A 24,231-nucleotide genomic window follows, 5' to 3' on the forward strand; every position below is an offset into this window, starting at 1 on the left:
ATCAGCAATAGCCGTAGATGCCGCACGCGTAGGGCAGGCGCCAGAAATAGTCGACCTGCTTCCCGCCGTAATACGCGCCCTGATAGTCGTAATCCCAGGGACGGCCGTAATAGCCCGGCAGCGTGTGGGACCCCGGCAGCAGTGGCGTGCCCGGCAGGTTGCGGATGTAGCTGCGGATACCATAGGCCGGCGAGATCAGCGCATCCGGATCGGTCTCGACATAAACCTTGGGCGGCTCCTGTGGGGGAGCCGCGGCTCGCCGCTTCGGCGTGGCCGGCAAGTCCGCAGCGAGCGCGCTTGAAACCGTCAGCATCGCCGCAAGGGCAGGCACCATCCAGCGCAGCATCGTCAGCTCCGAATCAAAGGGGCGATCCAAGGATGATGTATGCGGCAGATATGGTTAATGACTGTTAACCGGGGGGCAGCAAAACAGCACCCTGTCATTCCGGGGCGGTGCAAAGCACCGAACCCGGAATCCAGAGGTCATTGTTCACTTCGAGATTGCGGGTTCGCGCTTCGCGCGCCCCGGAATGACGCTGATGCTAGGTGCCCAGCGCCTGCTCCAGATCGGCGATCAGGTCTTCCTTGTCCTCGATGCCGATCGAGAGCCGCACCACGTCGGGACCGGCACCGGACTTGATCTTGGCGGCGTCGTCGAGCTGGCTGTGCGTGGTGGAGGCCGGATGGATCACCAGCGAGCGGGTGTCGCCGACATTGGCCAGGTGCGAGAACAGCTGCAGCTTCGACACCAGGTTGACGCCGGCGTCATAGCCGCCCTTCAGGCTGAAGGTGAACACGGCGCCTGCGCCCCTCGGCGCGTATTTGCGCGCGAGCTGGTTATACTTGTCGCTCGCAAGGCCCGCATAGCTGACCGAGGCCACCGCCGGATGGCCGGCGAGGAATTCGGCGACCGCCTTTGCATTGTCGCACTGCTTCTGCATGCGCAGCGGCAAGGTCTCGATGCCGGTCAGGATCATGAAGGCGTTGAACGGCGACAGCGCAGGGCCGAGGTCGCGCAGGCCGAGCACGCGGCAGGCGATCGCGAAGGCGAAATTGCCGAAGGTCTCCTGCAGGCGGATGCCGTGATATTCCGGCCGCGGCTCCGACAGCATCGGATATTTGCCGCCGGTGGACCAGTCGAACGTACCGGCATCGACGATGATGCCGCCGAGCGAATTGCCGTGGCCGCCCAGGAACTTCGTCAGCGAGTGCACGACGATGTCGGCGCCGTGGTCGATCGGGCGGATCAGGTAAGGCGAGGCCAGCGTGTTGTCGACGATCAGCGGCACGCCCGCCTTGCGCGCCACCGTCGAGATCGCCTCGATGTCGGTGATGCTGCCGGCCGGATTGGCGATGGACTCGATGAAGATGGCTTTGGTGCGCGGCGTCACCGCGCGCTCGAAGCTCGCGATGTCGTCGGGATCGGCCCACACCACGTTCCAGCCGAAGCTCTTGAAGGCGTGCGTGAACTGGTTGATCGAGCCGCCATAGAGCTTGCGTGCCGCGATGAACTCGTCGCCGGGCTGCATCAATTGCTGCAATACCACGACCTGCGCGGCATGGCCCGAGGCCACCGCCAGCGCGGCCGTGCCGCCTTCGAGCGCGGCGACGCGCTCTTCCAGCACCGCGTTGGTGGGATTGCCGATGCGCGTATAGATGTTGCCGAACGCCTGCAGGCCGAACAGCGAGGCGGCGTGGTCGGCATCGTTGAACACGAATGAGGTCGTTTGATAAATCGGGGTCGCGCGCGCACCGGTGGTGGGGTCGGGCTGTGCACCGGCATGCACGGCGAGGGTTGAAAATCCCGGAAGGCGATCGCTCATTGAGGGCGTCCTGTTCTCTTGGTCTGAAATCGCGCGGCATGCTGATGGGCGCCGCGCTTCCCGTCAAGGCGCCGCTTCACATCAAGATCATTTGGGAATGATCTTGCTACGCATTGTCGCGTAGGCGAAACGAATCCCTCGCGATTGCGTCAGCTTTGCTCGCTCTTGTTTTTTGCCGCGCGATCGGACGCTGCGGTGTCGCCGCCGCCGACGCTCATCCGATTGAGAGATAGCCGCATGCCTTGCGTCGGTGCCGGAGGGCGCTTGGAGCTGAGCGTGCGCGAATTCACGCCCATCCAGGATATCTCGGACGACAGACGGCCATATTCGATCTTGGGGCAGCGGTTCATCACCACCTTGATACCGACCGACTCGGCTTTCGCTGCCGCCACGTCGTCACGTGCGCCAAGCTGCATCCAGATCACCTTCGGCAGCGGATCGAGCGTGAGCGCTTCCTCGACGACAGGCATGATGTGGCTGGAATTGCGGAAGATGTCGATCATGTCGACGGGACGGCCGATGTCGGAGAGCGAGGCAACGAACGGCTTTCCGAGCAGCTCCTTGCCGACATGGCCGGGGTTGACCGGGATCATGTCGTAGCCGCGCTGCGCCAGATATTTGAACGCGAAATAGCTCGGCCGCACGTTGACCGGCGAGGCGCCGACCATCGCGATCGACTTCACGCCATTGAGGATGGCGCGGATGTAATTGTCGGGATAGGCGTCGTGGTTCATCTTTTTCTTTCCGTCATTCCGGGGCGCACCATAGTTCGGCTCTGCGAGCCGCCCCGGAATGACGATGCTGGTGTTTCACTCATCCCGCCATGTCGGCGTGCGCTTCTCGATGAAGGCGCCGATGCCTTCCTCGGCGTCGCGCGCCATCATGTTCTCGGTCATCACCTCTGCCGCATAGCGATAGGCCTCCGCAAGGCTCATCTCGGCCTGACGATAGAAGGCTTCCTTGCCGAGCTTGACGGTATAGGCGGATTTCAGCGCGACCTGCTGCGCGAGCTCGATCGCGGCGCCGAGTTCGGTGCCGGCGGGGACCACGCGGTTGATGAGGCCGATCTCGCGGGCGCGCGCGGCCGTGACAGGCTCGCCCGTCAGCAGCATCTCCATGGCCTGCTTGCGCGGCACGTTGCGCGACAGCGCCACCATCGGCGTCGAGCAGAACAGGCCGATGTCGACGCCGGGCGTGGCGAACTTGGCGTCCTCCGAGGCGATGGCGAGATCGCAGCTTGCCACGAGCTGGCAGCCGGCCGCGGTCGCGATGCCCTGGACGGCCGCCACCACGGGCTTGGGCAGGTGCACGATGGCCTGCATCATCGCGCTGCAGGCGGTCATCATCTCGGCGAAGAAGGCGCGGCCGCGATCGGGGTCAGTGCGGCGCGCGGTCAGCTCCTTCATGTCGTGGCCGGCGGAGAAGGCGGGGCCGTTGGCGGCGATCACGACGCCGCGGACGGCCTTGTCATCGCGGATCTCGTTGAGCTCCGCATGCAGGCTGGCGATCATCGCCGCCGACAGGCTGTTGCGCGCGGCGGGCCGGTTCAGCGTCAGCACGGCGATCGGGCCTACGGTCTCGCGCAGCAGGATCGGCGGTTGCGGGGAGGGGGCGCGGGCAGCGTGGGCGGACATCGAAGCGTTTCCGTTGGATTATTGCATTTGAATGACGCAGATAACTTAATGTAACAGGGCAGGTGAAGCGAGGGTGGGGAACAGCATGGCGTTAGCGAAAATGAGCGTGGCAGAGGTGGAGCAGTTCCTCCGCCACGAGTTTCCCCAGGCGTTCAGCGGCGACGACATCACGATCGAAAGCGCGGACGGCCAGACCTGCCTTTTGCGCCAGCGCTACAGCGAAAGGATGCTGCGGCCGGGCGGAACCGTGTCCGGGCCGACGCTGATGGCACTTGCCGATTTCGCGATGTACGTGGTGCTGCTGTCTGCGATCGGGCCGGTCGGGCTCGCCGTGACCACCAATCTCAACATCAACTTCCTGCGCAAGGGCGGGCCCGGGCAGGACGTGCTGGCGGAGGCGCGGCTGCTCAAGCTCGGCAAGCGGCTGGCGGTCGGGGAGGTAAAACTGTTGTCCGGCACCTCGCCCGATCCGATCGCCCATGTCACCTCGACCTATTCCATTCCAAATGTTTGAGCTTTTTGCAGGTAATATAGCACCATATTTTTAAGCCATTGATATTGCGGTGCTAATTTCCGTCTTCGGGCATTGACCGTTGCGCGTCTCTTCTCTAGAAAACCGCGCAGTCCGGCGCGGTGTTCGCGCCGATGCTCCCCGTCCACGGAAACTCTGACATGAAAACCTTTTCGGCAAAGCCGGCTGAGGTGACGAAGAAGTGGGTGCTGATCGACGCCAAGGGTCTGGTCGTCGGCCGCCTCGCCACCATCGTCGCCATGCGCCTGCGCGGCAAGCACCTCCCGACCTACACCCCGCACGTTGATTGCGGCGACAACGTCATCATCATCAATGCGCAGCATGCGGTCCTCACCGGCCGCAAGCGCGAGCAGAAGACCTATTACAAGCACACCGGCTATGTCGGCCACATCAAGGAGCGCACCGCGCGCCAGATCCTCGAGGGCAAGCATCCCGAGCGCGTGCTCGAGAAGGCCGTCGAGCGCATGATCCCGCGTGGCCCGCTCGGTCGCGTGCAGATGGGCAACCTCCGTGTCTACGGCGGGGCCGATCATCCGCACGAGGCGCAGCAGCCCGAGAAGATCGACATCGCCAAGTTGAACCGCAAGAACACGAGGGCCGCATAACATGGCCGAATCCATCCAGTCGCTCGACCAGCTCTCGCAGCTCAAGACGGCGGCGGCGCCCGATGCGCCCAAGCACGAGAAGAAGGTCGACAAGTTCAACCGCGCCTATGCCACCGGCAAGCGCAAGGACGCGGTCGCCCGCGTCTGGATCAAGCCGGGCGCCGGCAAGGTCACCGTCAACTCGCGCGAGGTCGAGGTCTATTTCGCCCGTCCCGTGCTGCGCATGATGATCGAGCAGCCGTTCTCCGTGGCCCAGCGTTCGGGCCAGTACGACGTGATCTGCACGGTTGCCGGCGGCGGCCTGTCCGGCCAGGCCGGCGCGGTCCGTCACGGCATCTCCAAGGCGCTGACCTATTTCGAGCCGGAGCTGCGAAGCGTGCTCAAGAAGGGTGGCTTCCTGACCCGCGACTCCCGCGTGGTCGAGCGCAAGAAGTACGGCAAGGCCAAGGCCCGCCGGTCCTTCCAGTTCTCGAAGCGTTAATCGCTTTCGTCACATTCGCCGCGAAAGCGGCTTCAATGAGATGCAAAAGGGCGCTGATTTCAGTGCCCTTTTTGTTGTTCGTTTGTATGCAAATTGATGGCGTGTTTCCCGAAAACTTGGGCTCGCGCGAAAACCTGAATGGAACTCGCGGGACATAGCGTCGCATCTGGAAGGGCGCGCAAGTCGGCTGGGCCGATCGCGTAACTGCTATGTCTAAGAGGGGGCCGACATGATGTCGCTCGATAGCATCACGCTCTATTTGGTTGCCACCATGGTTGCCGCACTGCTCGGCGCCATGATGGTATTCTTCGGCAGGCAGGAGAACAGTCCTGCCCTGAAATGGTGGGGCACCGCCTATCTGCTCGGTGCCACCTCCGTCGCGCTGTGGACCGCGGCCGGCGACCGGCTGGGCCCGCATCTCTATCTGGCGTTAAATGCCGTCGGCTTCGTCGCCTGCGGCATGGTGTGGAATGCGGCGCGCGTCTTCCACGGCCGCAAGCCGAACTGGCCCGGCCTCGTGCTCGGTGCGCTGGCCTGGGTCGCCGCCGTCACGGTGCTCGACCCCGAGGCATCCATGTTTCGGATGATCATCGGCGCCGGCATCGTCTCGGTTTACGCGGCACTGACCGCCAGCGAGCTCTGGACCGAACGGCGCAAGAGCGTGCAGCGGCGCTGGCCGGCCTTCGTGATGCCAGTGATGCATGGCTGCGTGTTGATGCTGCCGGTCCTGATCGGCAGCTTCCTGCGTCCGCACGATGCCGGCTTCTCGTCGAGCATCTGGGTCACCGTGTTCGCGGTCGAGCTGATCCTCTACGCCGTCGGCACCGTGTTCGTGATCTTCATGCTGGTGTCGGAGCGCACCGTGACCGCGCACCGCACCGCCGCGTCGACCGATCCCCTGACCGGCATGCTCAACCGCCGCGGCTTCTCGGAAGCCTGCGGCCGCGTGATCGAGCGCGAGGCCAAGGCCGGACGTCCCGTCACCGTGATGATTTTCGACATCGATCACTTCAAGTCGATCAACGACCGCTTCGGCCACCCCGCTGGCGACGAGATGCTGAAGCTGTTCTCGACCGTCGTCGTCAGTAATCTGCGCATCACCGACATGTCGGGCCGTATCGGCGGCGAGGAGTTCGCAGCGCTGCTGCCGTGTTCGCTGGAGGAGGGCGTGCTGGTCGCCGAGCGTGTGCGCGAGGCATTCGAGACGTCCGGCGTCGTGGTCGATGAAGGCCCGGTCGACACCACCGTCAGCATCGGCGTCGCCGGCGGGCCCGCCGGCACCGAGCTCGAGGTGCTGCTGGCTTCGGCCGACACCGCACTCTACCAGGCCAAGCGTGGCGGCCGTAACCGCGTCGAGGCGGCGGAGGAGCTGCCGCTGTCGCTGGAGAATTGGCGCCGCCAGAGCGCCGCGCGGATCAGTGCGCCGCAGCCGCGTCCGGCCACCGCCTGAGACGCGAGGCAGCACCCGCGGTAATCCCCTGTTTACCATTCGATCCCTACCATTGCGGTCATGGAATCGATCCGTCGACAGAACCCGCAAGCTGCCCTGATGTCGCTCGAAGCCGCTGCGGCCTCGGCACGCAGCGGTTTCGCCTGTCTGTTCTCGACCGCGGACGAATACGAGAGCGCGCTGATCACCGAGCGCCGCGCACAGGGGCGTTACACGCAAGGCCGCCGCAGCTACTGGCCGCTCGCGCTGTTCATCGGCTGCGCCCTGGTCGTGGCGGGCACCGCTCTGCTGCTGATCTGAGAGATCTGCATTTTTTGGCCGACCAGGGCGCCGTTTCGGCGCCTTTTTCTTTTTTGCTGCCTGCGCTAGACACGCCCATCGAACAAAAAGGGTGGAAACCGATGATCACCGAGATCGCGCAAATCGACGTCAAGCCGGGCAGCGAGAAGGGCTTCGAGGCCGCTGTCGCCAAGGCCAAGGCCGCCTTCGGCCGTTCCAAGGGCTTTCACGGCTTCGAGCTGCACAAATCGATCGAGAAGCCGCAGCGCTACCGGCTGATGGTGAAATGGGCGACGCTGGAGAACCACACCGTCGATTTCCGCGGCTCGGAGAATTTCACCGAATGGCGCGGCCTCGTCGGCCAGTATTTCGCCTCGCCCCCGGAGGTCGAGCACACCGAGACCGTGCTGACGACCTGAGAGTCACGCTGCCTCCGCCAGCGGCGGCGCCTCATACGTCTTGAAATGGTCGATCATGACCTTGGCGATGGCGACCAGCGGCAGGGCTAGCGCGAGGCCCCAGATGCCGAACACGACGCCGAGCACGATCTGGAACGCGAACAGGGTGGCCGGCGGGATGTCCAGCGCCTGCCGCTGCAGGATCGGCGTCAGCACGTAGCTCTCCATGGCGTGCACGCCCATGAAGAGCAGAAAGGCCGATAGCGCCGGGATCCAGCCCGAGGCGAGGCTCGCCAGCACCACGACGACGCCCGCGATGATGGCTCCGATGGTCGGGATGAAGGCGAGCAGGCCGGCCTGAATTCCCAGGATGAACGAGCTGGGGATGCCGATAATGGCAAGCCCGATCCAGGTCACCACGCCGACCGCGAGCATCACGATGATCTGCGCGATCAGCCAGCGCTCCAGAGTCTCAGCTGTGCGATCGATGATGAGGGCGACGCGGGTGCGATGCCTCGCCGGCGCCAGGAACAGCAGGCCGTCGTGATAGACGGCGGGCTGGGCGGCGAAGGCGAAGCCCAGGAACAGCACGATGAAGATGTTGCCCACACCGTGGATGGTGCCGAGCAGCAGCTTGAAGGTCTGGCTCACGATTGCCCCGCCGCTGGAGGCCAGCGCGCCCGCGCCGGGCAGGGGACCGCGCGAGGGCGCAGCCGGTGCGGGGGCCGCCTCCGACGGCGTATTGGCCGAGGAGTCGGTCGCGCCGTTGCCGAAATCGAAGAAGCTGGTGTCGATACCGTGGCTGTCCAGGAAGGACTTCACATTTCCGATCTGCGACTTGATGGTCTTGCTCAGCAGCGATGCCTGTTCGGCGATGGTGGCGCCGCCGAGATAGGCGATGCCGGCCAGCATCAGGGCGAGCGCGGTGCAGACGATCGCGAGCCGCACCGGATGCGGCAGGGGCACACGGCGGCCGAGCGCGCCCGTCAGCGCGTTGAGGCCGAGACCGAGCAGCATGCCGGTGAAGATCAGCAGCAGGGTGGCGGCGAAATACCAGGTGAAGGCGAGCAGCGCGGTGAACAGCACGACGCCGATACCCCCGACCGAGATCGCCCAGGCGAGGTCGCCGCGGGTCCGGGAGCGTTCATCTCTAGACATGGTCACATCGGGTCCTTTTCAGCGCAATGCGCGCTGCACTCTCCGGGCAAACGCGCTTCGGATCAAGGCCGCGTCAACGCGCTGGTTTGACGTCGGCGCGCCGACGGTGCAGAGCAATGAGCAAAGTGCAATGGGGGCGGTTTGAGCTTCATCAGCAAATGGGCCGGTCTGCTCGGGCTTCTGGCCGTGCTCGTGGCCGGCGACCAGATCCGGATCAACCGGCCCGGGCACAAATACCGCCTCACGGTCGAGGTCACGACGCCTGACGGGATCAAGACCGGATCCGGCGTTCTGGCCGTCGTGCCGGACCGCAACTATAACCGCGGCGGCCGCACCACGATGCGCGGGGAGGCGGTGTTCGTCGATCTCGGCCAAGACGGCGCCAAAGGCAAGAGTCTGGTGGCATTGCTGGCGCACCGGCAGGACGCCAAGCTGGACTTCGACGACATCAACTATGTCGCGCTCCGTGCCTATGGCGCCGCGCGCGGCAACCGCGTCTCGTTCAACGATATCCACCGGCAGACCGGGATTGTCCCGGTGCAGGCAGACCTCGTGCCGGTGCTTGTCAGCTTTGGCGATCCCCACGATCCCAACATGGCGCGCCTTGTCGCCGGCGACCATGCGGAGGCGGTTCTGGGCCAGGGCTATGCGGTCCGTGGCCTCACGGTCGAGGTCGTGCCCAACGGGTTCTGGCCGATCGATTTCGGCGGGGTGCTCGGAGAGCCCGTGACGCGCGGCATCGATGCGAAACTGCCCTGGCTGGCCGCGCCGGGCGATCCGGCGGCAACCGCATTGCAGGCCGCCGGCCTGCCCGCCGGGGGCGAGGCCCGGGAGGCATTTGCGCGAAAATAGCATTGCCGTCCCGCGATCCCTTCTGTTGAATTTGTTCCAGCGCAAGGGCATGTTTGGAGAATCTTCTTATCGGCGAGGCGCGGAACGACAGATGAGAAAGCCGGTCGTCGGCGTGATCGGGAATGCCCATCGCGTCGAAAATCGATTTCAGGTCCAGATGGTCGGCGAGCGCAATTTGCGCGCCGTGGCCGAGGTTTCCGGTGGCCTGCCGATGATGTTCGCGGGTGCGCCTGATATCACCGATATCGGCGCGCTGCTCGACGTGGTCGACGGCATCGTGCTCACCGGCGCCCGCGCCAACGTCCATCCGACCCGCTTCAATGTCGATCCCTGCGAGCGCCACGAGCCGTACGATATCCATCGCGACGAGGTGGCGCTGGCGCTTTCGGTGGCCTGCGTCGCCCGCGGCGTGCCGCTGTTCGGCATCTGCCGCGGCCTCCAGGAGATGAACGTCGCCTTCGGCGGCTCGCTGCACCCCGAGATCCGCGAGATTCCCGGCCGCATGAACCATCGCATGCCCCGGCTCGAGAATGGCGAGATCCACCCCGATCCGACCGTGGTGTTCGCCGACCGTCACGACGTCGAGCTGACGCCGGGCGGGGCGTTCGCAAAACTGCTCGGCTGCGAGAAGATCAGGGTCAATTCGCTGCACGGCCAGGGCATCCTCGATCCCGGCAAGCGCGTGCTGATCGAGGGCGTCGCCGAGGATGGCACCATCGAGGCGATCCGGATCGCGGAAGCCCCGACCTTCGCGCTCGGCGTGCAATGGCACGCCGAATACGATCCCCAGCGCAATCCGGTCAACCGCAAGCTGTTCGAGGCCTTTGGCGAAGCGCTGGTCGCGCGGCAGCGCGCGGCGGCGTAGGGCACGCTCGTGTCCCGGACAAGCTGCAACGCGGATGCGTTGCGGCGCAGAGCCGGGACCCAGGGCCGCCCCGCGCACCGCTGCGACATGGGCCCCGGCTCTGCAGCGCACCGCTAAGGGGCGCTGCGCCGCGTCCGGGGCACAAGAGGGGACTTCGTAGGATGGGTAGAGCGAAAGCGAAACCCATCGTGCCCTGTTTTGCGCCGATACATGATGGGTTTCGCAAGAGCTCTACCCATCCTACGGCCTTGCTGGATTGCTTCGTCGCAAGAGTTCTTCGCAATGACAGCGCAAGGTGCATCGTCGGAATCCTCCGCTTTCAGCTCAACTTGCAGACACGCCTTCGCGCTCTCGCGGCGCGGTTCGCCCGAGGCATGCTGTCGTTTCGCACCCCATGAAGACCAAAGGGCGCAGGGAAGGCCGGGCGCCGGCGGCACCCGCAAGTCCGTGCGCGACGAAGATGCACACGGGGTGGACCACAGGTGTGCCGGTCGCCCGGCCTTCCCTGCGCGGATGGTTTTAACGGTGTCCTTCGTGCTCTCCTCGGGGAGCGTTGCACTATTGCCCCCGTCGCCTTGCGGATGGCTGATGCGCGTGCCCGGTCGGGCCGCCGCATCACCGCAAGCCTTGACGCACAGACCCCGGGCGTCAGGACCACACGACTTCTCCGTCCGCGGACGATCCCGCCGGAATACCCGAGGGCTTGCGTGTGCCCGCCCTCTGGCATCGACGAAACCGCTGTGACCGCGCCGTGTCGTATCGCGTCGCCTGAGGACTCACGGTTGCCCGCCCTGTCATCATGCTGATCCGCGCCGGCGCTACCGCGTCCACCGCCACCCGGCCCGCATCTCGTGACGATCGCGAAGCGCCCTTTGGCAGAGGCCGGGATGGGCGAGGGTATGCCACAAATCCGAAATTCGGGAAAGTGGAATATTTTTGCGCCAAGGGCTTGACCGGGTGTTTTGCCCGACGCCTCTCCGGGAGTGATCCCCGTCGCTGACGGAAGCGGACCGGAAGGGATTGCGCTATCCCAATGCGGGGAGCCGGTTTATCGGAAAGACTTGTTTGATGGGTTTGGCAGATACAACTAAAGTTCTATCCCGAGACGGAGACTGACTTCATGAGCAAACCTGCGAAGACCGAAAGCGAACTGATCGCCATGGCGAAGGCCGAATTGAAGGTTCACGCCGACTGTCCCGATGGAATGACAATTTCGATCCTCCGCGACGGTGATTCCTGGGAGTTTCGAGCCAGCGCGGATCGGGCCACCTCGGATCGGCCCGGCTACCCTGAATGCGTCGCCATGCTCGTCCAGATCGGCGATCACCTCTGCAAGCAGTACGACGTCGAGGGTTAAGCGCCTCGTCAAGGGCAATCCGTCCGAGAGCCGGATTGCTAGCTGCCCCGCGTAGAGCGACCAAATTGGACCCAGCGCCCCATTTTTGAGGGCGCTGCGGCAAGTTGTCCATTTTTTTTGTTGACCCCGAAATTGCTGACGGTAAAGGTGCCTTGCTTCACGCGCCGCTGAGACCGGAGCATGTCTCGGCGAAAACCGACAACAAGAACGAGCGGAAGCATCAGGAGGGTGAACCAGCTCCCGCGCAGAAATGGAGGCTGCTGACGCAGCACCATGGTCCTGCTCGTTTGGGGGCAGCACTCAGCGAGCGGGGAAAAGATATCGATGCGCCCATTGTTGGCGGTGAGTACAGCTATCGACTGGCTGAACGAAAAGGTCGGCAACGTCTGCAACATTCTGGTGCTCGCAGCCTGCGTGGTCAGCGCTGCAAATGCGATGATCCGGTATGCCTTCAGCTACAGCTCCAACAGCTGGCTCGAGACGCAGTGGTATATGTTCGCCGTCGTCGTGATGTTCGGCTCGTCCTATACTTTCAAGCGTAACGAGCATGTCCGCGTCGAAATCATGTACCTCATGCTTTCCGAACGCGGCCAGCTGTGGCTCGACCTGATCGGGACATTGGTTTTCCTCGTCCCGGCGTGCCTGCTCCTCAGCTACCTCTCATGGGCGATGTTCCACAACTCGTTCATCATCGGCGAAATGTCCAACAATGCCGGCGGCCTCCTCCGGTGGCCGATCAAATTTGTCCTGCCGGCGGGATTCTTCATGCTGGCTTTGCAAGGTGTCTCGGAGGCCATCAAACGCATTGCGGCCTTGCGTGGTGAAGTCACGATCGATGCGAAATACGAGCGGCCGACCCAATGATCACGATTGAAATGATGCCGCCGATGATGTTCGGCGGGTTGGTCCTGGCCATGCTGATCGGATTTCCGGTCGCCTTCACGCTGGCCGCTCTCGGGCTTTCGTTCGGATTTCTCGCGATCCACGAGGGATTTTTCGGGTTCAGCTTCCTCCAGGCCATCCCGGAGCGCATCTACGGCAGCGTTCTGGCCAACGAGCTGCTGCTGGCAATTCCTTTCTTCACGTTCATGGGCTCGATCCTCGAACGATGCGGCCTCGCCGAGGATATGCTGGATTCAATGGGGCAGTTGTTCGGCCCCATTCGCGGCGGCCTCGGCTATTCCGTGATCATCGTCGGCTTCATCCTCGGCGCCATCACGGGCACCGTGGCGGCGCAGGTCATCGCGATGGCGCTGATCTCGATGCCGGTGATGATCCGGTACGGCTACAATATGCGCTACATCACCGGCGTGCTCGCAGCCTCCGGCACCATTACCCAGCTGGTGCCTCCCTCGCTGGTTCTGATCGTGCTCGCGGACCAGCTCGGGAAGTCGGTCGGCGATATGTATCTGGGCGCCTGGGGCCCCTCGATCCTCCAGATCGCACTGTTCGCCGGCTACACGTTTGCGCTGAGCGTGATCAAGCCGGGCCACGTCCCGGCCGTGCCCAAGGAAGCAAGGACGCTCAAGGGCTGGGCGCTCTGGCGCAAATGCCTTTTGGGCATCATCCCGTCCGCCGTTCTGATCTTCGTGGTGCTCGGCACGATGATGCTGGGCCTGGCCACCCCGACCGAAGCAGGCGCGATGGGCGCCGTCGGCGCGATCGTCCTTGCCGTCATCCATCACAAGGATTTCAGCTTGGCCGGCCGCAAGATATTGCTCGTCGGCGTTGCGGCGGCAGGTGTTGGCACCATCATCGGCATCTACTTCACGCCGAATCTGGCGTTCAAGATCGCCTTCGCGATTGCCTATCTCGCCGTCGCCTGGGTCTGCATCGAGGCGGTCAGGATTCCGGACCTGCGCACCCTGGTCAAGCAGGGCTACGAGACCACGATGCGCATCACCTGCATGGTGACGTTCATCCTGATCGGATCGACCTGCTTCTCGATCGTCTTCCTCGGTTGCAACGGTGGTGTCTGGCTGGAGCACATGCTGACATCGCTGCCGGGCGGGGTCTGGGGATTCCTGATCTTCATGAACCTGTTCATCTTCTTCATCGCCTTCTTCCTCGACTTCTTCGAGATCGCCTTCATCATCATCCCGATGATCGCGCCGATCGCGCAGAAGCTGCTCACCCCTGTGGTGGGGGCGGATGCCGCCTTGATCTGGTTCGGTGTCATGCTCTGCGTCAACATGCAGACCTCCTTCCTGCATCCCCCCTTCGGCTTCGCCTTGTTCTATCTGCGGGGCGTGGCGCCGAAGGAGGTCAAGAGCTCGGACATCTATTGGGGCGCGATGCCCTGGATCGGCCTGCAGGCGATCATGGTTGCGGTCGTCATCGCATTCCCGATCACGGTCACCGGGCTGCTGGACGCTCCGAGGAAGGTGGATCTGGACAAGATCAAGATCGAAATTCCGGACATCGAGCTGCCGCCGCCACTCGATTTCAGCCCGCCGAAGAATTGAGGAAAGATCTCGGCCCGGCAGCGGGGTCGTTACCCTCCAAGGCTCGCCCTGCGATAGTCGCAGGACGAGCACCCTCGGCGATGACGGCTGCGCCGTTGCGCGGGCCAGCTCGTTCTTGAAATGGGATTTGCCTCGCGATGATACGCAGCGTCACCGTCACGGGCCTTCTCCTGCTTGCGTCCTCCGCATTCGCCCAAAGCGCGCCGCCGCAGGAGGGGCCGATCAGCTGCGCTGCGCCGGTTGCACCTGACGACACCGAACGGAGCCTGAAGCAGCGCTACGGCAAGGACGCCGTGGTGCAGGAGCTGTCCGGCGCCGAGGGCGAACGCTACAAGGGCGTCGTGCTGTTCCCGAAGGCGAGGGACCGCCGCATCGAGGTCGCCTTCACCGACGACAAGGCCGGGCGCGCCTCCGGCCTGACCTTGCGCGACGCAGGCAAGACCGGCCTCTGGAACGTTACCGGCGTCACGATCGGATCCAGCCTTGCCGACGTGCAGAAGGCCAACGGCAAGCCGTTCCTCGTCAGCGGCTTCGAATGGGACTATGGCGGCTTCGTCACCGACTGGAAGGGCGGGGCGCTCGGCCGGCCGCTGCAAGGCGGCTGCACCGTGACGATCCGCTTCGGCGGCAAGACCGGGGCGCCCAGGTCGCTGTCCGGCGACGGCGTGAAGGCGGCCTCCGATAACGCGGCGCTGGTGAAATGGGCGCCGGCGGTGATCGCGATCGGCGTGAATTTTCCGGACAAGTAACCACGCGCGCTGGTGTGTAGGGCGGATTAGCCGAAGGCGTAATCCGCCATCTTGTCTTGATTGGGCAGTTCAATGCCAAACTATCGACGTGCATTTGTTCCGGGTGGTTGCTGGTTCTTCACGGTCAATCTTCTCGACCGGAAGCAGAGGCTGCTCGTCGAGCACATCGCAGCGCTGCGCGCGGCTGTTGCAGCCGAAGACGGAGCCTTTGACCGCGGTACAGATCGCAGGACGTGAGCGTGGCATATGGCAGAACCGATTCTGAGAGCACCTCATCCGCGATGAAACCGACTACGCACGCCATGTCGAGTATTGTTACATCAATCCCGTGAAGCATGGTTATGTGACCCGCGTGTTGGACTGGCCGCATTCGTCATTTCACCGAGACGTCGAGGCGGGCCTGTTTCCTGAGGATTGGGCAGGAGATAGCAGCACGGACGGTGACTTTGGCGAACGCGCGTGAGCGTTGCGAGCAGTCGGCGGATTACGCCTTCGGCTAATCTGCCCTACGAGGACTGTCGCCATGCACTCAAGGTCCATTCCAAATTTCGGGCGGGATAAACCAATCAGTAGGAATTGGTCCGCCCTGATTTTTGCGGCTCTGATTTGTTCTTTGAGAACGAAGTGGAGTCGGATGCGGAACGAAAGCGGACGGCTCGAAGGCGTCTCACATCGTCCGCTCCATCCGTCGTGCGCGATAGGCCTGCGGTGACATCAAAGTGAGCTTGCGGAACGCCTTGCGAAAGCTGCTCTCGTCCTCATAGCCGGTCGTGCGCGCGATCGCCTTGATCGGCTGCGTCGTCGTCTCGAGCAGCGTGCGCGCGTGCTCGACGCGGCGGCGCATGATGAACGCCTGCGGTGGCTCGTGCGTGAGCTCCTGAAACTTCCGGTTCAGCGTGCGCTCGCTGAGGCCGAGCGCGCCGGCAAGCCGCCTGACCGTCATGGGAGCCTTGCCGGTGCGGCGAACCAGGAGGTCGGCCCTGGTCAGCAGCGGGTCCTGCGAGAGCAGATAGCCGACGGGCATGAAGATCGACTGGGTGCGCTGCGCGGTATCGATGACGACGTAGTCCGCGCATAGTTTTGCGGTCTCCTTGCCCTCGACCAGCTCGATCAATCTGAGCAGCAGGTCGACCCACGACATCGGGCCGGCTGCGCAGACGATGCGGTCCGCAACCGTGATGACGGCGTCGGCGGCGAGGTCGATGGTGGGATGACGCTGCCGCAGTTCGCCCTGCAGCCACCAGGTGATGGTGGCGCGGCGGTTGTCGAGCAGGCCGGCACCGGCCAGCAGGAACACGCCGCTGCAGAACGCGCCGATCAGCCGGCCGTTCGCATGCTGCTGCCGGAGCCAGGCGCCGGCCCGGGCATATTGCGGTTGCAGGCGCTCGGCCGTGACGTGATCGACGAGGTTACCGGGGACGAGGATCGCGTCGAAGCGAGCGCGTTGCCCGATCCCGCCATCGACCACGACCGTCCGGCCGCCGCCGGCGCGCACGGGTTTGCCGTCGAGCGAAAGCGTCTGCCAGCTGAAGCGGGATTTTGCGCCGCTCTGCTGCATGACGTGATTGGCGAGCGACAGGATGTCGGCGACGCCGGCGATCGCCGAATGCATGCAGCCTTCCAGTGCCAGAATTGCGAGCTTCATGAGAACCCCCCGGGGTTGATGCCGCGATCCTATCCGATCGGGACGCGGGCGCGTGGCGGAAATTGCCTGATCTCTGTCTTATCCGCCACTGCCTTGCGGAGAGCGCCCGGTCCAATCTGCCGCCGTCGTCAACCGACATGATTGGAGAGAGACATGCCTTACGTCACCATTTCCACCGTCCGCGGCATTCTGGATGCCGCGCAGAAGAAGACGCTGCTCGAACGCGTCACCGACCTCCTGGTCGAGGTCGAAGGGCAGGGTAGCCCGGATTTCCGCCGCAACGTCTGGGTCAGGATCGAGGAGCAGGAGCCTTCCCACTGGTCGCTCGGCGGCATGCAGCCGACGCAGGAGATCATCGCCGGCACGTTCGGCCCGATCGGAGCCGATGGGGTGCGGATCGCGCGGCCGTAGCAGCGCAGAGTGTGTGGGCGGACCAGCCCAGGGATCAGCGCAAGGCGTGGTCCGCCCACCACCGCGTGCTCAATCGATCTGCGGGGCAATTTCCATTGCATCGCACAATCACCACAAGAGCTGCGCACGGCTGCATTGAGGTTCGAGAGACGAACACCATATGCTCTGCAAGGGAGCCCTGCCGTGCAGACCATGAAGGCGGCCCTCGTTGCGGCGATTGGCGTCGTGGCTTTGATCTGCTGCCTCCTTCCCAGTTCAGCGGAGGAGAACGGCCGTCTTGCACTGATCGTTTCGATCGACGGGGCCATCGGCCCTGCGTCGGCCAGTTACGTGAAGGAGGCCTTGGCCAAGGCAAGCGAACGGCGCGCCGAGGTCGTGCTTCTGAGAATCAATACGCCCGGCGGTCTCAATACCAGCATGCGCGAGATCATTGCGGATGTGCTGGCCTCGCCCGTCCCCGTCGTCGGTTACGTCGCTCCCTCCGGCGCCCACGCGGCGAGCGCGGGGACCTATATCCTTTATGCGACCCACATCGCGGCGATGGCGCCGGGCACCAATATCGGTGCGGCAACGCCGGTGCAGATTGGCGGACCGCTGCCGGGGCTGCCGGGCGGCACACCGGACAAGGGCGGCAAGGACAAGAAGGACGGTGACCAGCAGGGCGAGAAGGATCAGACCAAGGACCAGCCCAAGGATGCGATGACGGCAAAGGTGACCAATGATGCGGTTGCTTTCATCCGCAGCCTTGCGGAGCTGCGTGGCCGCAATGTGGACTGGGCGGAGAAAGCGGTCCGTGAGGCCGCCACTCTCTCTGCCAACGGCGCGCTGCAGGCCCACGCCATCGATCTGGTCGCGCGCGATCAGGCTGAATTGCTGAGGCAGCTCGATGGCCGCGTGGTGGAGGTTGCAGGCGGCAAAACGCAACGCCTCGCGACGAAGGATGCGGTCGTCGAAGCCATCGACCCCGGATGGATATCCCGCTTCCTGGCGGTCATCACCGATCCGAATGTGGCGTTCATCCTCCTGATGGTCGGCATCTACGGCCTGATCTTCGAGTTCATGTCTCCCGGAGCCGTCGCTCCGGGAGTCGTCGGCGCGATCTGCCTGTTGATCGGCCTCTATGCGCTCAATTTGCTGCCGATCAACTATGCCGGCCTCGCCCTGATGCTGGTCGGCATAGTGCTTCTCACCGTCGAAGCCTTCAATCCGACGGTGGTGATCGGTCTCGGAGGGATCATCGCCTTCGTGCTGGGAGCGCTGATGCTCTTCAGGGTCGAGGCGCCCGGCTACCACCTGTCGTGGTGGGTGATCGGCATCACCGCGGCTGTGTTCACCGGCTTTGCTCTCGTCGTGCTTGGTTCGCTTCGGCGTGCCGCCAGGGCTCCTGAACGGGTCGGCGCGCAGGCCATGCGGGGCTTGCCTGCCGAGGTTCTCGACTGGCGTGGGAGCGAAGGCCATGTCTTCGCCCATGGCGAGCGCTGGCAGGCGCGCGGCGCCGAAACGTTCAAGCCCGGAGAGACGGTCGAAGTCGCCAGCGTCGTCGACCTGACGCTGCTGATACGGCGCGCACCTGCCCGAACAGGCGAGGGAGATCCATCATGATGCTGGAATATCTGACCTATGCGGCGCTCGCGTTGCTTGTCATCATGTTCCTGTCCCAGGCTATTCGAATCCTGCGCGAATACGAGCGTGGCGTCGTCTTTACGCTCGGTCGCTTCACCGGCGTGAAGGGCCCGGGCCTCATCATCCTCGTTCCGGTCGTGCAGCAATTGGTAAAGGTCGATCTGCGGGTGATGGTGCAGGTCGTCCCGCCCCAGGACGTGATTTCGCGGGACAACGTCTCCGTCAAGGTCAACGCCGTTCTGTACTTCCGCATCGTCGATCCCGAGCGGGCCATCATCAAGGTCGGCGATTACATGGCCGCCACCAGCCAGCTCGCGCAGACCACGTTGCGCTCGGTGCTCGGCAAGCACGAGCTCGACGAGATGCTTGCCGAACGCGACAGGTTGAACGCCGACATCCAGGAGATCCTCGACAAGCAGACCGACGTCTGGGGCATCAAGGTCACCGGGATCGAGATCAAGGACATCGATCTCAACGAAACCATGGTGCGCGCGATCGCCAAGCAGGCCGAGGCGGAACGGTTGCGGCGCGCCAAGGTGATCAACGCGATGGGCGAGCAGCAGGCCGCCGAAAAGCTCGTCGAGGCCGGCCGGATTCTCGCCCAGGAGCCGCAGGCGATGCAGCTCCGTTACTTCGCGGCCCTGCACGACATCGCGGGCGAACGGTCTTCGACCGTGGTCTTTCCCCTGCCGACGGGTTTGCTCGACCATTTTCTGCCGCGGCGCGACAATCCTCAGCCATAAGCATCGGGATGACCCATCTTCGGCCCCATTGGGCGTGTCGAATATCGATCCCAACTTAAACGGGAGGAGAATTCGATGCCGAAGCATGCCGCCAGACCCGCAATCCAGCGCCGAAATCGGTCATCGATCCTCGCCGTTCCGCTGATCGCCCTCGCGCTTTGGTCGTGCGGGATCGCCGCGGCGCAGGCCGCGGAATCGGGCAAGGACGCGATGGCTGCCGGCCTGCCGCGCATTCTCGTTCTTGCGACCGGCGGCACCATCGCAGGCCAGGCCGACGCGCGTGCGACCGGCGCCTACAAATCCGGCCAGATCACGGGCGAGCAGCTGATGCAATCGGTGCCGGGACTGGACAAGCTCGCGAAGCTGAATGCCGAGCAGATCTCGTCGATCGGATCCCAGGACATGAACGACAAGGTCTGGTTTGCGCTGGCCCGCCGCATCCAGGAGGCCTTCGACAAGAACGAGGCCGACGGAATCGTCATCACCCACGGCACCGATACGCTGGAGGAGACCGCGTTCTTCCTCGACAACGTGGTGCGCGGCGACAAGCCGGTGGTGATCGTCGGCTCGATGCGGCCGGCGACGGCCGTCAGCGCCGACGGCCCCGGCAATCTCTACGAGGCCGTGCAGGTGGCGGCCGACCCACGGTCGCGCGGCCGCGGCGTGCTGGCGGTGCTGAACGACAAGATTCAGGGCGCGCGCTCGGTCACCAAGACCAACACCACCAGCATCGAGACGTTCAGTTCGGCCAATGACGGGCCGGTCGGCTATGTCGACAGCGCCGGCGGCATTCGCTTCATGGCGCAGGCTCAAGGTCTCAAGCGCGCGACCTATCAGCTTCCAGCCGGCGAGCAATTGCCGCGCGTTGCGATCGTGTACTCGCACGCCAACATGGACGCCGTTCCGATCGAGGACGCCATCTCGCACGGCGCCAAGGGCATCGTGCTGGCCGGCGTCGGCGACGGCAACACCTCGAAGCCGGCGCTCGATGCGCTCGAAGCTGCGGCGAAGAAGGGCGTCATCGTGGTTCGCTCGACGCGGGTTCGATCGGGCTTCGTGACGCGCAACGTCGAGGTCGACGACGACAAGAACGGGTTCGTCGTGTCCGAGGACCTCAATCCGCAGAAGGCGCGGGTGCTCACGCAGTTGCTGATCGCGGGCGGCGTGACCGCGCCGGCAGAGCTGCAGAAGGCCTTTACGGCGACGTGGTAGCGGGCAGGTCGTACACCCTGCGATTCAAACGAAAAGGCGCTCCTTGCGGAGCGCCTTTTGCTTATCGGATACCTTCCGGGCCGTTTAGCCCGAATAGTACATTTCGAACTCGACCGGGTGCGGGGTCATTTCGAAGCGGGCGACTTCGGTCATCTTCAGCTCGATGTAAGCGTCGATGAAGTCGTCGTCGAACACGCCGCCGGCCTTGAGGAAGCCGCGGTCCTTGTCGAGGTTTTCGAGCGCCTCGCGCAAGCTGCCGCAGACGGTCGGGATCTGCTTCAGCTCTTCCTTCGGCAGGTCGTAGAGGTCCTTGTCCATCGCCGGACCCGGATCGATCTTGTTCTTGATGCCGTCGAGGCCGGCCATCAGCATCGCGGCGAAGCCGAGATAGGGATTGGCCATCGGATCGGGGAAGCGCACCTCGACGCGCTTGGCCTTCGGCGAAGCGGTGTAGGGGATGCGGCAGGAGGCCGAGCGGTTGCGCGCGGAGTAGGCGAGCAGCACGGGGGCCTCATAGCCCGGGACCAGACGCTTGTAGGAGTTGGTCGAGGGGTTGGTGAAGGCGTTGATCGCCTTGGCGTGCTTGATGATGCCGCCGATGTAATGCAGGCAGGTCTCCGAGAGGTCGGCGTATTTGTTGCCGGCGAACACCGGCTTGCCGTCCTTCCAGATCGACTGGTGCACATGCATGCCCGAGCCGTTGTCGCCGAAGATCGGCTTCGGCATGAAGGTGGCGGTCTTGCCGTAGATGTGCGCGACCTGGTGGATGCAGTACTTGTAGATCTGCATGTGGTCGGCCATCAGCGTCAGCGTGTCGAACTTCATGCCGAGCTCGTGCTGGGCGGAGGCGACCTCGTGGTGATGCTTCTCGACCTTGACGCCCATCTTGGCCATGGCGCCCAGCATTTCCGAGCGCATGTCCTGCACCGAGTCCTGCGGCGGGACCGGGAAGTAGCCGCCCTTGGTGCGGATGCGGTGGCCGAGATTGCCGCCTTCATATTCGGTGTCGGAGTTGGTCGGCAGCTCCGAGGAGTCGAGCCGGAAGCCGGTCTTGTAGGGCTCGGCCGAATAGCGCACGTCGTCGAACACGAAGAACTCGGCTTCGGGGCCGACGAACACGCTGTCGCCCACGCCCATCGACTTCACCATGGCCTCGGCCTTCTTGGCGATGCCGCGGGGGTCGCGGTTGTAGGGCTCGCCGGTGGTCGGCTCGAGCACGTCGCAGGTGATGACCATGGTGGTCTCGGCGAAGAACGGGTCGATCGTCGCGGTGACCGGATCGGGCATCAGGCACATGTCGGACTCGTTGATCGCCTTCCAGCCGGCGATCGAGGAGCCGTCGAACATCGTTCCTTCGGCGAAGATGTCATCGTCGATCATGCTGACATCGAACGTCACATGCTGCCACTTGCCGCGCGGATCGGTGAAGCGCAGGTCGACGTACTTGACGTCGTTGTCCTTGATCGATTTCAGGACGTCTTTGGCGGTCTTCATGCATACCCCTTTTGGCTCTGCGGGTCGGTTTCCAGATGAGCAAAATTATTCTCGCTCGGGCGAGTTTTGCGCGACCGCACAAACGAAATCAGGCCGCCGAAGCAGCCTTCTTTCTAGTCGGAGTGTCGCAAGATTCGGGATAGCACCCGGCTCAGATAGCGTCCAGCCCGGATTCGCCGGTTCGGATGCGGATCGCCTCTTCGATGTTGGAGACGAAAATCTTACCGTCGCCGATGCGCCCGGTCTGCGCGGCGCGGCGGATCGCGTCGATGGCGCGCTCGACCAGATCGTCGCCGATCACGATCTCGATCTTCACCTTGGGCAGGAAGTCGACGATGTATTCGGCGCCGCGGTAGAGCTCGGCGTGCCCCTTCTGCCGGCCAAAACCCTTGGCTTCGGTGACGGTGATGCCCTGAAGGCCGACCTCTTGAAGCGCTTCCTTCACCTCGTCGAGCTTGAATGGCTTGATGATGGCTTCGATTTTCTTCACTGCGCGCCTCCCGGCCTTCGATCAAATAGCAACGTCTTCGTCAGGATGCGCTTCTCTTAACGCACGATCTTGTCTTCGCTATGCCTGAAACCCTGACCAGTCCGGCAACAACGGCCGGCCACACCCTGATAAATGCCAGTGAGCACGACAAACCGAAGCGACTTCCTCGAAAGCAGGGTCTATGCCAAGTTGCACATGTCCTGATTGTTGGAGCGTTATCAGCCTTTTAACGAGCATCTCTGAGTAGTGGTGCCGACCTGCACAAAATAGCGAAGACTACGAAATAGGCAAACGGTTCAATAAGTGTGCAGATCGATGTTCCCCGGGGTGGGGCGGCACGGCACGTGCCTGTTGAAAAGGCGTTTGGACCAGGGAAGTGGCATGGAAGTTCTGACCACCGCTGAAATGCAGCGCGCCGACCAGCTCACCATCGCGGCCGGCACGCCCGGTTTCAAGCTGATGCTGAGCGCGGGCCAGGCGGTCACCGATGCCGCCCAGGCGCTGGTGGAGGAGGGGCCGATCCTGATCGTGGCCGGTCCTGGCAACAACGGCGGTGACGGTTTTGTCGCAGCCGCCGAGCTCGCCGCGCAGGGGCGCGAGGTCTCGGTCATCCTGATGTGCGAGCGCGACCAGCTCCAGGGCGACGCGGCCTCCGCCGCGCGCGGCTGGAAGCACCCGGTGCTCCCGTTCAATCCGCAGGCGATCGGACGGCCCGCGCTGATCATCGATGCGCTGTTCGGCGCCGGCCTCAGCCGTCCCGTCGACGGCGAGGCGCGCGCGATGATCGAGGCGATCAACGCCAACGGCGCCCCGGTGCTCGCGGTCGACCTGCCGAGCGGCATCAACGGCACCAGCGCGGCGGTGATGGGCGCGGCGGTGAACGCCACCGAGACCGTCACCTTCTTCCGCAAGAAGCCGGCGCATCTCTTGCTGCCGGGCCGGATGCATTGTGGCCACGTCCGCGTCGCCGACATCGGCATCGAGCCGCAGGTGCTGGACGAGATCGCGCCGCAGACTTTCGAGAACGATCCGGATTTCTGGGGCGCCGCCTTTCCGGTGCCGCGCATCGACGGCCACAAATACGTGCGGGGGCATGTGCTGGCGGTCTCCGGCGATGCGGCGGCGACCGGGGCTGCGCGGCTCGCCGCGCGCGGCGCGCTGCGGGCCGGTGCGGGCCTGGTGACGCTGGCAAGCCCGCGCGATGCGCTCGCGATCAATGCGGCCGCGCTCACGGCGGTCATGGTTCGCCCCGTCGACACCGTCGTCGAGTTCGGCGAGCTGCTCGGCGACAAGCGCTACAACACCTGCATCATCGGCCCCGGCGCGGGCATCGGTGAGCGCACCTGCGATCTCGTTCACACCGCGCTGAGCGCGCAGCGTCATCTGGTGCTCGATGCCGATGCCCTGACGAGCTTTGCCGCAACCCCCGAGCGCCTGTTCGAATCGATCAAGTCGTCGCAAGACAAAGGTGTGGTGCTGACCCCGCACGAGGGCGAGTTTCCGCGCCTGTTCTCCGACCTCAGCAACAAATTTCCGGGCCGCTCCAAGCTGGAGCGCGTGCGCGACGCCGCCGAACGCTCCGGCGCGGTGGTGCTTCTGAAGGGCCCGGACACCACCATCGCCGCCCCCGACGGCCGCGCCACCATCGCCGCCAATGCGCCGCCCTGGCTCGCCACCGCGGGCGCCGGCGACGTGCTCTCCGGCATCATCGCCGGCCTGCTGGCGCAAGGCGTGCCGGCGTTCGAAGCCGCCAGCATCGGCGTCTGGATGCATGGCGAGGCGGCAAGCGAGGCGGGGCCGGGCCTGATCGCGGAGGATCTGACCGAGACGCTGCCGGCCGTGCACCGGCGGATCTATGGTGCGCTGGGGGTGGAGTACTAGTGCTCGTCGACACCGGCACGGCTGCGCGGCTCTATCGGGTATCGCTTGGTGTCTGGCCGCGCCGTTCGTCGTCCAAAAAACCTC

25 protein-coding genes and 1 pseudogene are annotated in these 24,231 nt (G+C 64.3%); 18 read left to right on the plus strand and 8 right to left on the minus strand.

The window, feature by feature from the left end; all coding sequences use genetic code 11:
* Nucleotide 1 precedes the first annotated feature (1 nt).
* From AABA86_RS18990 to AABA86_RS19005, 4 genes are all read right to left on the minus strand, one after another.
* Nucleotides 2-346 carry a hypothetical protein gene (locus AABA86_RS18990; protein ID WP_338307898.1) on the minus strand — a complete coding sequence of 115 codons (345 nt, stop codon included), beginning with the start codon at nt 344-346 and terminating at the stop codon, nt 2-4.
* Nucleotides 347-542: 196 nt separating this feature from the next.
* Nucleotides 543-1,823, minus strand: coding sequence for an O-acetylhomoserine aminocarboxypropyltransferase (locus AABA86_RS18995; protein ID WP_212244815.1), 1,281 nt, complete (start codon nt 1,821-1,823; stop codon nt 543-545).
* 149 nt (nt 1,824-1,972) lie between these two features.
* On the minus strand, nt 1,973-2,557 hold the full coding sequence (locus AABA86_RS19000; RefSeq protein WP_338307899.1) for a CoA-binding protein: 585 nt from the start codon (nt 2,555-2,557) through the stop codon (nt 1,973-1,975).
* Nucleotides 2,558-2,632: 75 nt separating this feature from the next.
* The gene (locus AABA86_RS19005; RefSeq protein WP_338307901.1) at nt 2,633-3,457 is read right to left on the minus strand and encodes an enoyl-CoA hydratase; all 825 of its coding nucleotides are present in this window, start codon (nt 3,455-3,457) and stop codon (nt 2,633-2,635) included.
* Between the two features lie 85 nt (nt 3,458-3,542).
* On the opposite strand from AABA86_RS19005, the gene AABA86_RS19010 reads away from it, so the two are divergent.
* The 6 genes from AABA86_RS19010 to AABA86_RS19035 all read left to right on the plus strand — a co-directional run bounded on the left by AABA86_RS19010 (nt 3,543) and on the right by AABA86_RS19035 (nt 7,223).
* On the plus strand, nt 3,543-3,971 hold the full coding sequence (locus AABA86_RS19010; RefSeq protein ID WP_212244810.1) for a PaaI family thioesterase: 429 nt from the start codon (nt 3,543-3,545) through the stop codon (nt 3,969-3,971).
* A 158-nt stretch (nt 3,972-4,129) separates the two neighbouring features.
* The gene (gene rplM / locus AABA86_RS19015) at nt 4,130-4,594 is read left to right on the plus strand and encodes a 50S ribosomal protein L13 (RefSeq protein ID WP_212244808.1); all 465 of its coding nucleotides are present in this window, start codon (nt 4,130-4,132) and stop codon (nt 4,592-4,594) included.
* A 1-nt stretch (nt 4,595) separates the two neighbouring features.
* Nucleotides 4,596-5,075, plus strand: a complete 480-nt coding sequence (gene rpsI, locus AABA86_RS19020; RefSeq protein WP_018320095.1) for a 30S ribosomal protein S9 — start codon at nt 4,596-4,598, stop codon at nt 5,073-5,075.
* 229 nt (nt 5,076-5,304) lie between these two features.
* Nucleotides 5,305-6,525, plus strand: a complete 1,221-nt coding sequence (locus AABA86_RS19025; RefSeq protein WP_338307902.1) for a GGDEF domain-containing protein — start codon at nt 5,305-5,307, stop codon at nt 6,523-6,525.
* A gap of 60 nt (nt 6,526-6,585) precedes the next feature.
* The gene (locus AABA86_RS19030) at nt 6,586-6,825 is read left to right on the plus strand and encodes a hypothetical protein (RefSeq protein ID WP_338307904.1); all 240 of its coding nucleotides are present in this window, start codon (nt 6,586-6,588) and stop codon (nt 6,823-6,825) included.
* Between the two features lie 101 nt (nt 6,826-6,926).
* Nucleotides 6,927-7,223, plus strand: a complete 297-nt coding sequence (locus AABA86_RS19035) for an antibiotic biosynthesis monooxygenase family protein (RefSeq protein ID WP_338307905.1) — start codon at nt 6,927-6,929, stop codon at nt 7,221-7,223.
* Nucleotides 7,224-7,226: 3 nt separating this feature from the next.
* Here the strand turns inward: AABA86_RS19035 and AABA86_RS19040 are convergent, their stop codons facing one another.
* Entirely contained in the window at nt 7,227-8,366 is a 1,140-nt protein-coding gene (locus tag AABA86_RS19040) for an AI-2E family transporter (RefSeq protein WP_212244802.1), read from the minus strand.
* 135 nt (nt 8,367-8,501) lie between these two features.
* Here AABA86_RS19040 and AABA86_RS19045 point away from each other — a divergent pair, with 135 nt between their 5' ends.
* The 7 genes and pseudogenes from AABA86_RS19045 to AABA86_RS19075 all read left to right on the plus strand — a co-directional run bounded on the left by AABA86_RS19045 (nt 8,502) and on the right by AABA86_RS19075 (nt 15,111).
* Complete coding sequence (locus AABA86_RS19045; protein WP_338307907.1) at nt 8,502-9,212, plus strand: hypothetical protein; 711 nt, start codon at nt 8,502-8,504, stop codon at nt 9,210-9,212.
* Nucleotides 9,213-9,303: 91 nt separating this feature from the next.
* The gene (locus AABA86_RS19050) at nt 9,304-10,077 is read left to right on the plus strand and encodes a gamma-glutamyl-gamma-aminobutyrate hydrolase family protein (RefSeq protein WP_212244798.1); all 774 of its coding nucleotides are present in this window, start codon (nt 9,304-9,306) and stop codon (nt 10,075-10,077) included.
* 1,120 nt (nt 10,078-11,197) lie between these two features.
* On the plus strand, nt 11,198-11,434 hold the full coding sequence (locus AABA86_RS19055) for a hypothetical protein (RefSeq protein WP_338307909.1): 237 nt from the start codon (nt 11,198-11,200) through the stop codon (nt 11,432-11,434).
* Nucleotides 11,435-11,758: 324 nt separating this feature from the next.
* Nucleotides 11,759-12,298, plus strand: a complete 540-nt coding sequence (locus tag AABA86_RS19060; RefSeq protein WP_338307911.1) for a TRAP transporter small permease subunit — start codon at nt 11,759-11,761, stop codon at nt 12,296-12,298.
* A complete protein-coding gene (locus tag AABA86_RS19065; RefSeq protein WP_212250779.1) occupies nt 12,295-13,899 on the plus strand; it encodes a TRAP transporter large permease in 1,605 nt (534 codons plus the stop codon). Before AABA86_RS19060 ends, AABA86_RS19065 begins: the two co-directional genes overlap by 4 nt.
* 137 nt (nt 13,900-14,036) lie before the next feature.
* A complete protein-coding gene (locus tag AABA86_RS19070) occupies nt 14,037-14,648 on the plus strand; it encodes a hypothetical protein (RefSeq protein WP_338307914.1) in 612 nt (203 codons plus the stop codon).
* 72 nt (nt 14,649-14,720) lie between these two features.
* Nucleotides 14,721-15,111: pseudogene (locus AABA86_RS19075) on the plus strand (transposase).
* A 204-nt stretch (nt 15,112-15,315) separates the two neighbouring features.
* Here AABA86_RS19075 and AABA86_RS19080 read toward each other — a convergent pair.
* Nucleotides 15,316-16,293, minus strand: a complete 978-nt coding sequence (locus AABA86_RS19080) for a GlxA family transcriptional regulator (protein WP_212250785.1) — start codon at nt 16,291-16,293, stop codon at nt 15,316-15,318.
* A gap of 153 nt (nt 16,294-16,446) precedes the next feature.
* On the opposite strand from AABA86_RS19080, the gene AABA86_RS19085 reads away from it, so the two are divergent.
* The 4 genes from AABA86_RS19085 (at nt 16,447) to AABA86_RS19100 (ending at nt 20,282) form a co-directional block, all read left to right on the plus strand.
* Nucleotides 16,447-16,704, plus strand: coding sequence for a tautomerase family protein (locus AABA86_RS19085; protein ID WP_212250787.1), 258 nt, complete (start codon nt 16,447-16,449; stop codon nt 16,702-16,704).
* A 183-nt stretch (nt 16,705-16,887) separates the two neighbouring features.
* On the plus strand, nt 16,888-18,306 hold the full coding sequence (locus AABA86_RS19090) for an NfeD family protein (RefSeq protein ID WP_212250789.1): 1,419 nt from the start codon (nt 16,888-16,890) through the stop codon (nt 18,304-18,306).
* Entirely contained in the window at nt 18,303-19,070 is a 768-nt protein-coding gene (locus AABA86_RS19095; RefSeq protein ID WP_212250791.1) for a slipin family protein, read from the plus strand. The genes AABA86_RS19090 and AABA86_RS19095 overlap by 4 nt, the downstream gene beginning before the upstream one ends.
* Nucleotides 19,071-19,145: 75 nt before the next feature.
* The gene (locus AABA86_RS19100) at nt 19,146-20,282 is read left to right on the plus strand and encodes a type II asparaginase (protein ID WP_212250793.1); all 1,137 of its coding nucleotides are present in this window, start codon (nt 19,146-19,148) and stop codon (nt 20,280-20,282) included.
* A gap of 84 nt (nt 20,283-20,366) precedes the next feature.
* On the opposite strand, the gene glnA is transcribed toward AABA86_RS19100, so the two are convergent.
* Nucleotides 20,367-21,776, minus strand: coding sequence for a type I glutamate--ammonia ligase (glnA, locus tag AABA86_RS19105; RefSeq protein ID WP_018320110.1), 1,410 nt, complete (start codon nt 21,774-21,776; stop codon nt 20,367-20,369).
* 151 nt (nt 21,777-21,927) lie between these two features.
* On the minus strand, nt 21,928-22,266 hold the full coding sequence (locus AABA86_RS19110) for a P-II family nitrogen regulator (protein WP_007603495.1): 339 nt from the start codon (nt 22,264-22,266) through the stop codon (nt 21,928-21,930).
* A 381-nt stretch (nt 22,267-22,647) separates the two neighbouring features.
* On the opposite strand from AABA86_RS19110, the gene AABA86_RS19115 reads away from it, so the two are divergent.
* A complete protein-coding gene (locus tag AABA86_RS19115) occupies nt 22,648-24,147 on the plus strand; it encodes an NAD(P)H-hydrate dehydratase (RefSeq protein ID WP_338307917.1) in 1,500 nt (499 codons plus the stop codon).
* Nucleotides 24,148-24,231 lie beyond the last annotated feature (84 nt).

The sequence above is a fragment of the Bradyrhizobium sp. TM233 genome, assembly GCF_036247965.1.
In the GTDB taxonomy this organism is placed as follows: Bacteria; Pseudomonadota; Alphaproteobacteria; order Rhizobiales; family Xanthobacteraceae; genus Bradyrhizobium; species Bradyrhizobium ottawaense.

Excerpts from the sequence above, each read along its gene's own strand:
- AABA86_RS18990 (WP_338307898.1), bottom strand. The coding sequence starts at position 346 with ATGCTGCGCTGGATGGTGCCTGCCCTTGCGGCGATGCTGACGGTTTCA.
- AABA86_RS18995 (WP_212244815.1), bottom strand. The coding sequence starts at position 1,823 with ATGAGCGATCGCCTTCCGGGATTTTCAACCCTCGCCGTGCATGCCGGT.
- AABA86_RS19000 (WP_338307899.1), bottom strand. The coding sequence starts at position 2,557 with ATGAACCACGACGCCTATCCCGACAATTACATCCGCGCCATCCTCAAT.
- AABA86_RS19005 (WP_338307901.1), bottom strand. The coding sequence starts at position 3,457 with ATGTCCGCCCACGCTGCCCGCGCCCCCTCCCCGCAACCGCCGATCCTG.
- AABA86_RS19010 (WP_212244810.1), top strand. The coding sequence starts at position 3,543 with ATGGCGTTAGCGAAAATGAGCGTGGCAGAGGTGGAGCAGTTCCTCCGC.
- rplM (WP_212244808.1), top strand. The coding sequence starts at position 4,130 with ATGAAAACCTTTTCGGCAAAGCCGGCTGAGGTGACGAAGAAGTGGGTG.
- rpsI (WP_018320095.1), top strand. The coding sequence starts at position 4,596 with ATGGCCGAATCCATCCAGTCGCTCGACCAGCTCTCGCAGCTCAAGACG.
- AABA86_RS19025 (WP_338307902.1), top strand. The coding sequence starts at position 5,305 with ATGATGTCGCTCGATAGCATCACGCTCTATTTGGTTGCCACCATGGTT.
- AABA86_RS19030 (WP_338307904.1), top strand. The coding sequence starts at position 6,586 with ATGGAATCGATCCGTCGACAGAACCCGCAAGCTGCCCTGATGTCGCTC.
- AABA86_RS19035 (WP_338307905.1), top strand. The coding sequence starts at position 6,927 with ATGATCACCGAGATCGCGCAAATCGACGTCAAGCCGGGCAGCGAGAAG.
- AABA86_RS19050 (WP_212244798.1), top strand. The coding sequence starts at position 9,304 with ATGAGAAAGCCGGTCGTCGGCGTGATCGGGAATGCCCATCGCGTCGAA.
- AABA86_RS19055 (WP_338307909.1), top strand. The coding sequence starts at position 11,198 with ATGAGCAAACCTGCGAAGACCGAAAGCGAACTGATCGCCATGGCGAAG.
- AABA86_RS19060 (WP_338307911.1), top strand. The coding sequence starts at position 11,759 with ATGCGCCCATTGTTGGCGGTGAGTACAGCTATCGACTGGCTGAACGAA.
- AABA86_RS19065 (WP_212250779.1), top strand. The coding sequence starts at position 12,295 with ATGATCACGATTGAAATGATGCCGCCGATGATGTTCGGCGGGTTGGTC.
- AABA86_RS19070 (WP_338307914.1), top strand. The coding sequence starts at position 14,037 with ATGATACGCAGCGTCACCGTCACGGGCCTTCTCCTGCTTGCGTCCTCC.
- AABA86_RS19080 (WP_212250785.1), bottom strand. The coding sequence starts at position 16,293 with ATGAAGCTCGCAATTCTGGCACTGGAAGGCTGCATGCATTCGGCGATC.
- AABA86_RS19085 (WP_212250787.1), top strand. The coding sequence starts at position 16,447 with ATGCCTTACGTCACCATTTCCACCGTCCGCGGCATTCTGGATGCCGCG.
- AABA86_RS19095 (WP_212250791.1), top strand. The coding sequence starts at position 18,303 with ATGATGCTGGAATATCTGACCTATGCGGCGCTCGCGTTGCTTGTCATC.
- AABA86_RS19100 (WP_212250793.1), top strand. The coding sequence starts at position 19,146 with ATGCCGAAGCATGCCGCCAGACCCGCAATCCAGCGCCGAAATCGGTCA.
- glnA (WP_018320110.1), bottom strand. The coding sequence starts at position 21,776 with ATGAAGACCGCCAAAGACGTCCTGAAATCGATCAAGGACAACGACGTC.
- AABA86_RS19115 (WP_338307917.1), top strand. The coding sequence starts at position 22,648 with ATGGAAGTTCTGACCACCGCTGAAATGCAGCGCGCCGACCAGCTCACC.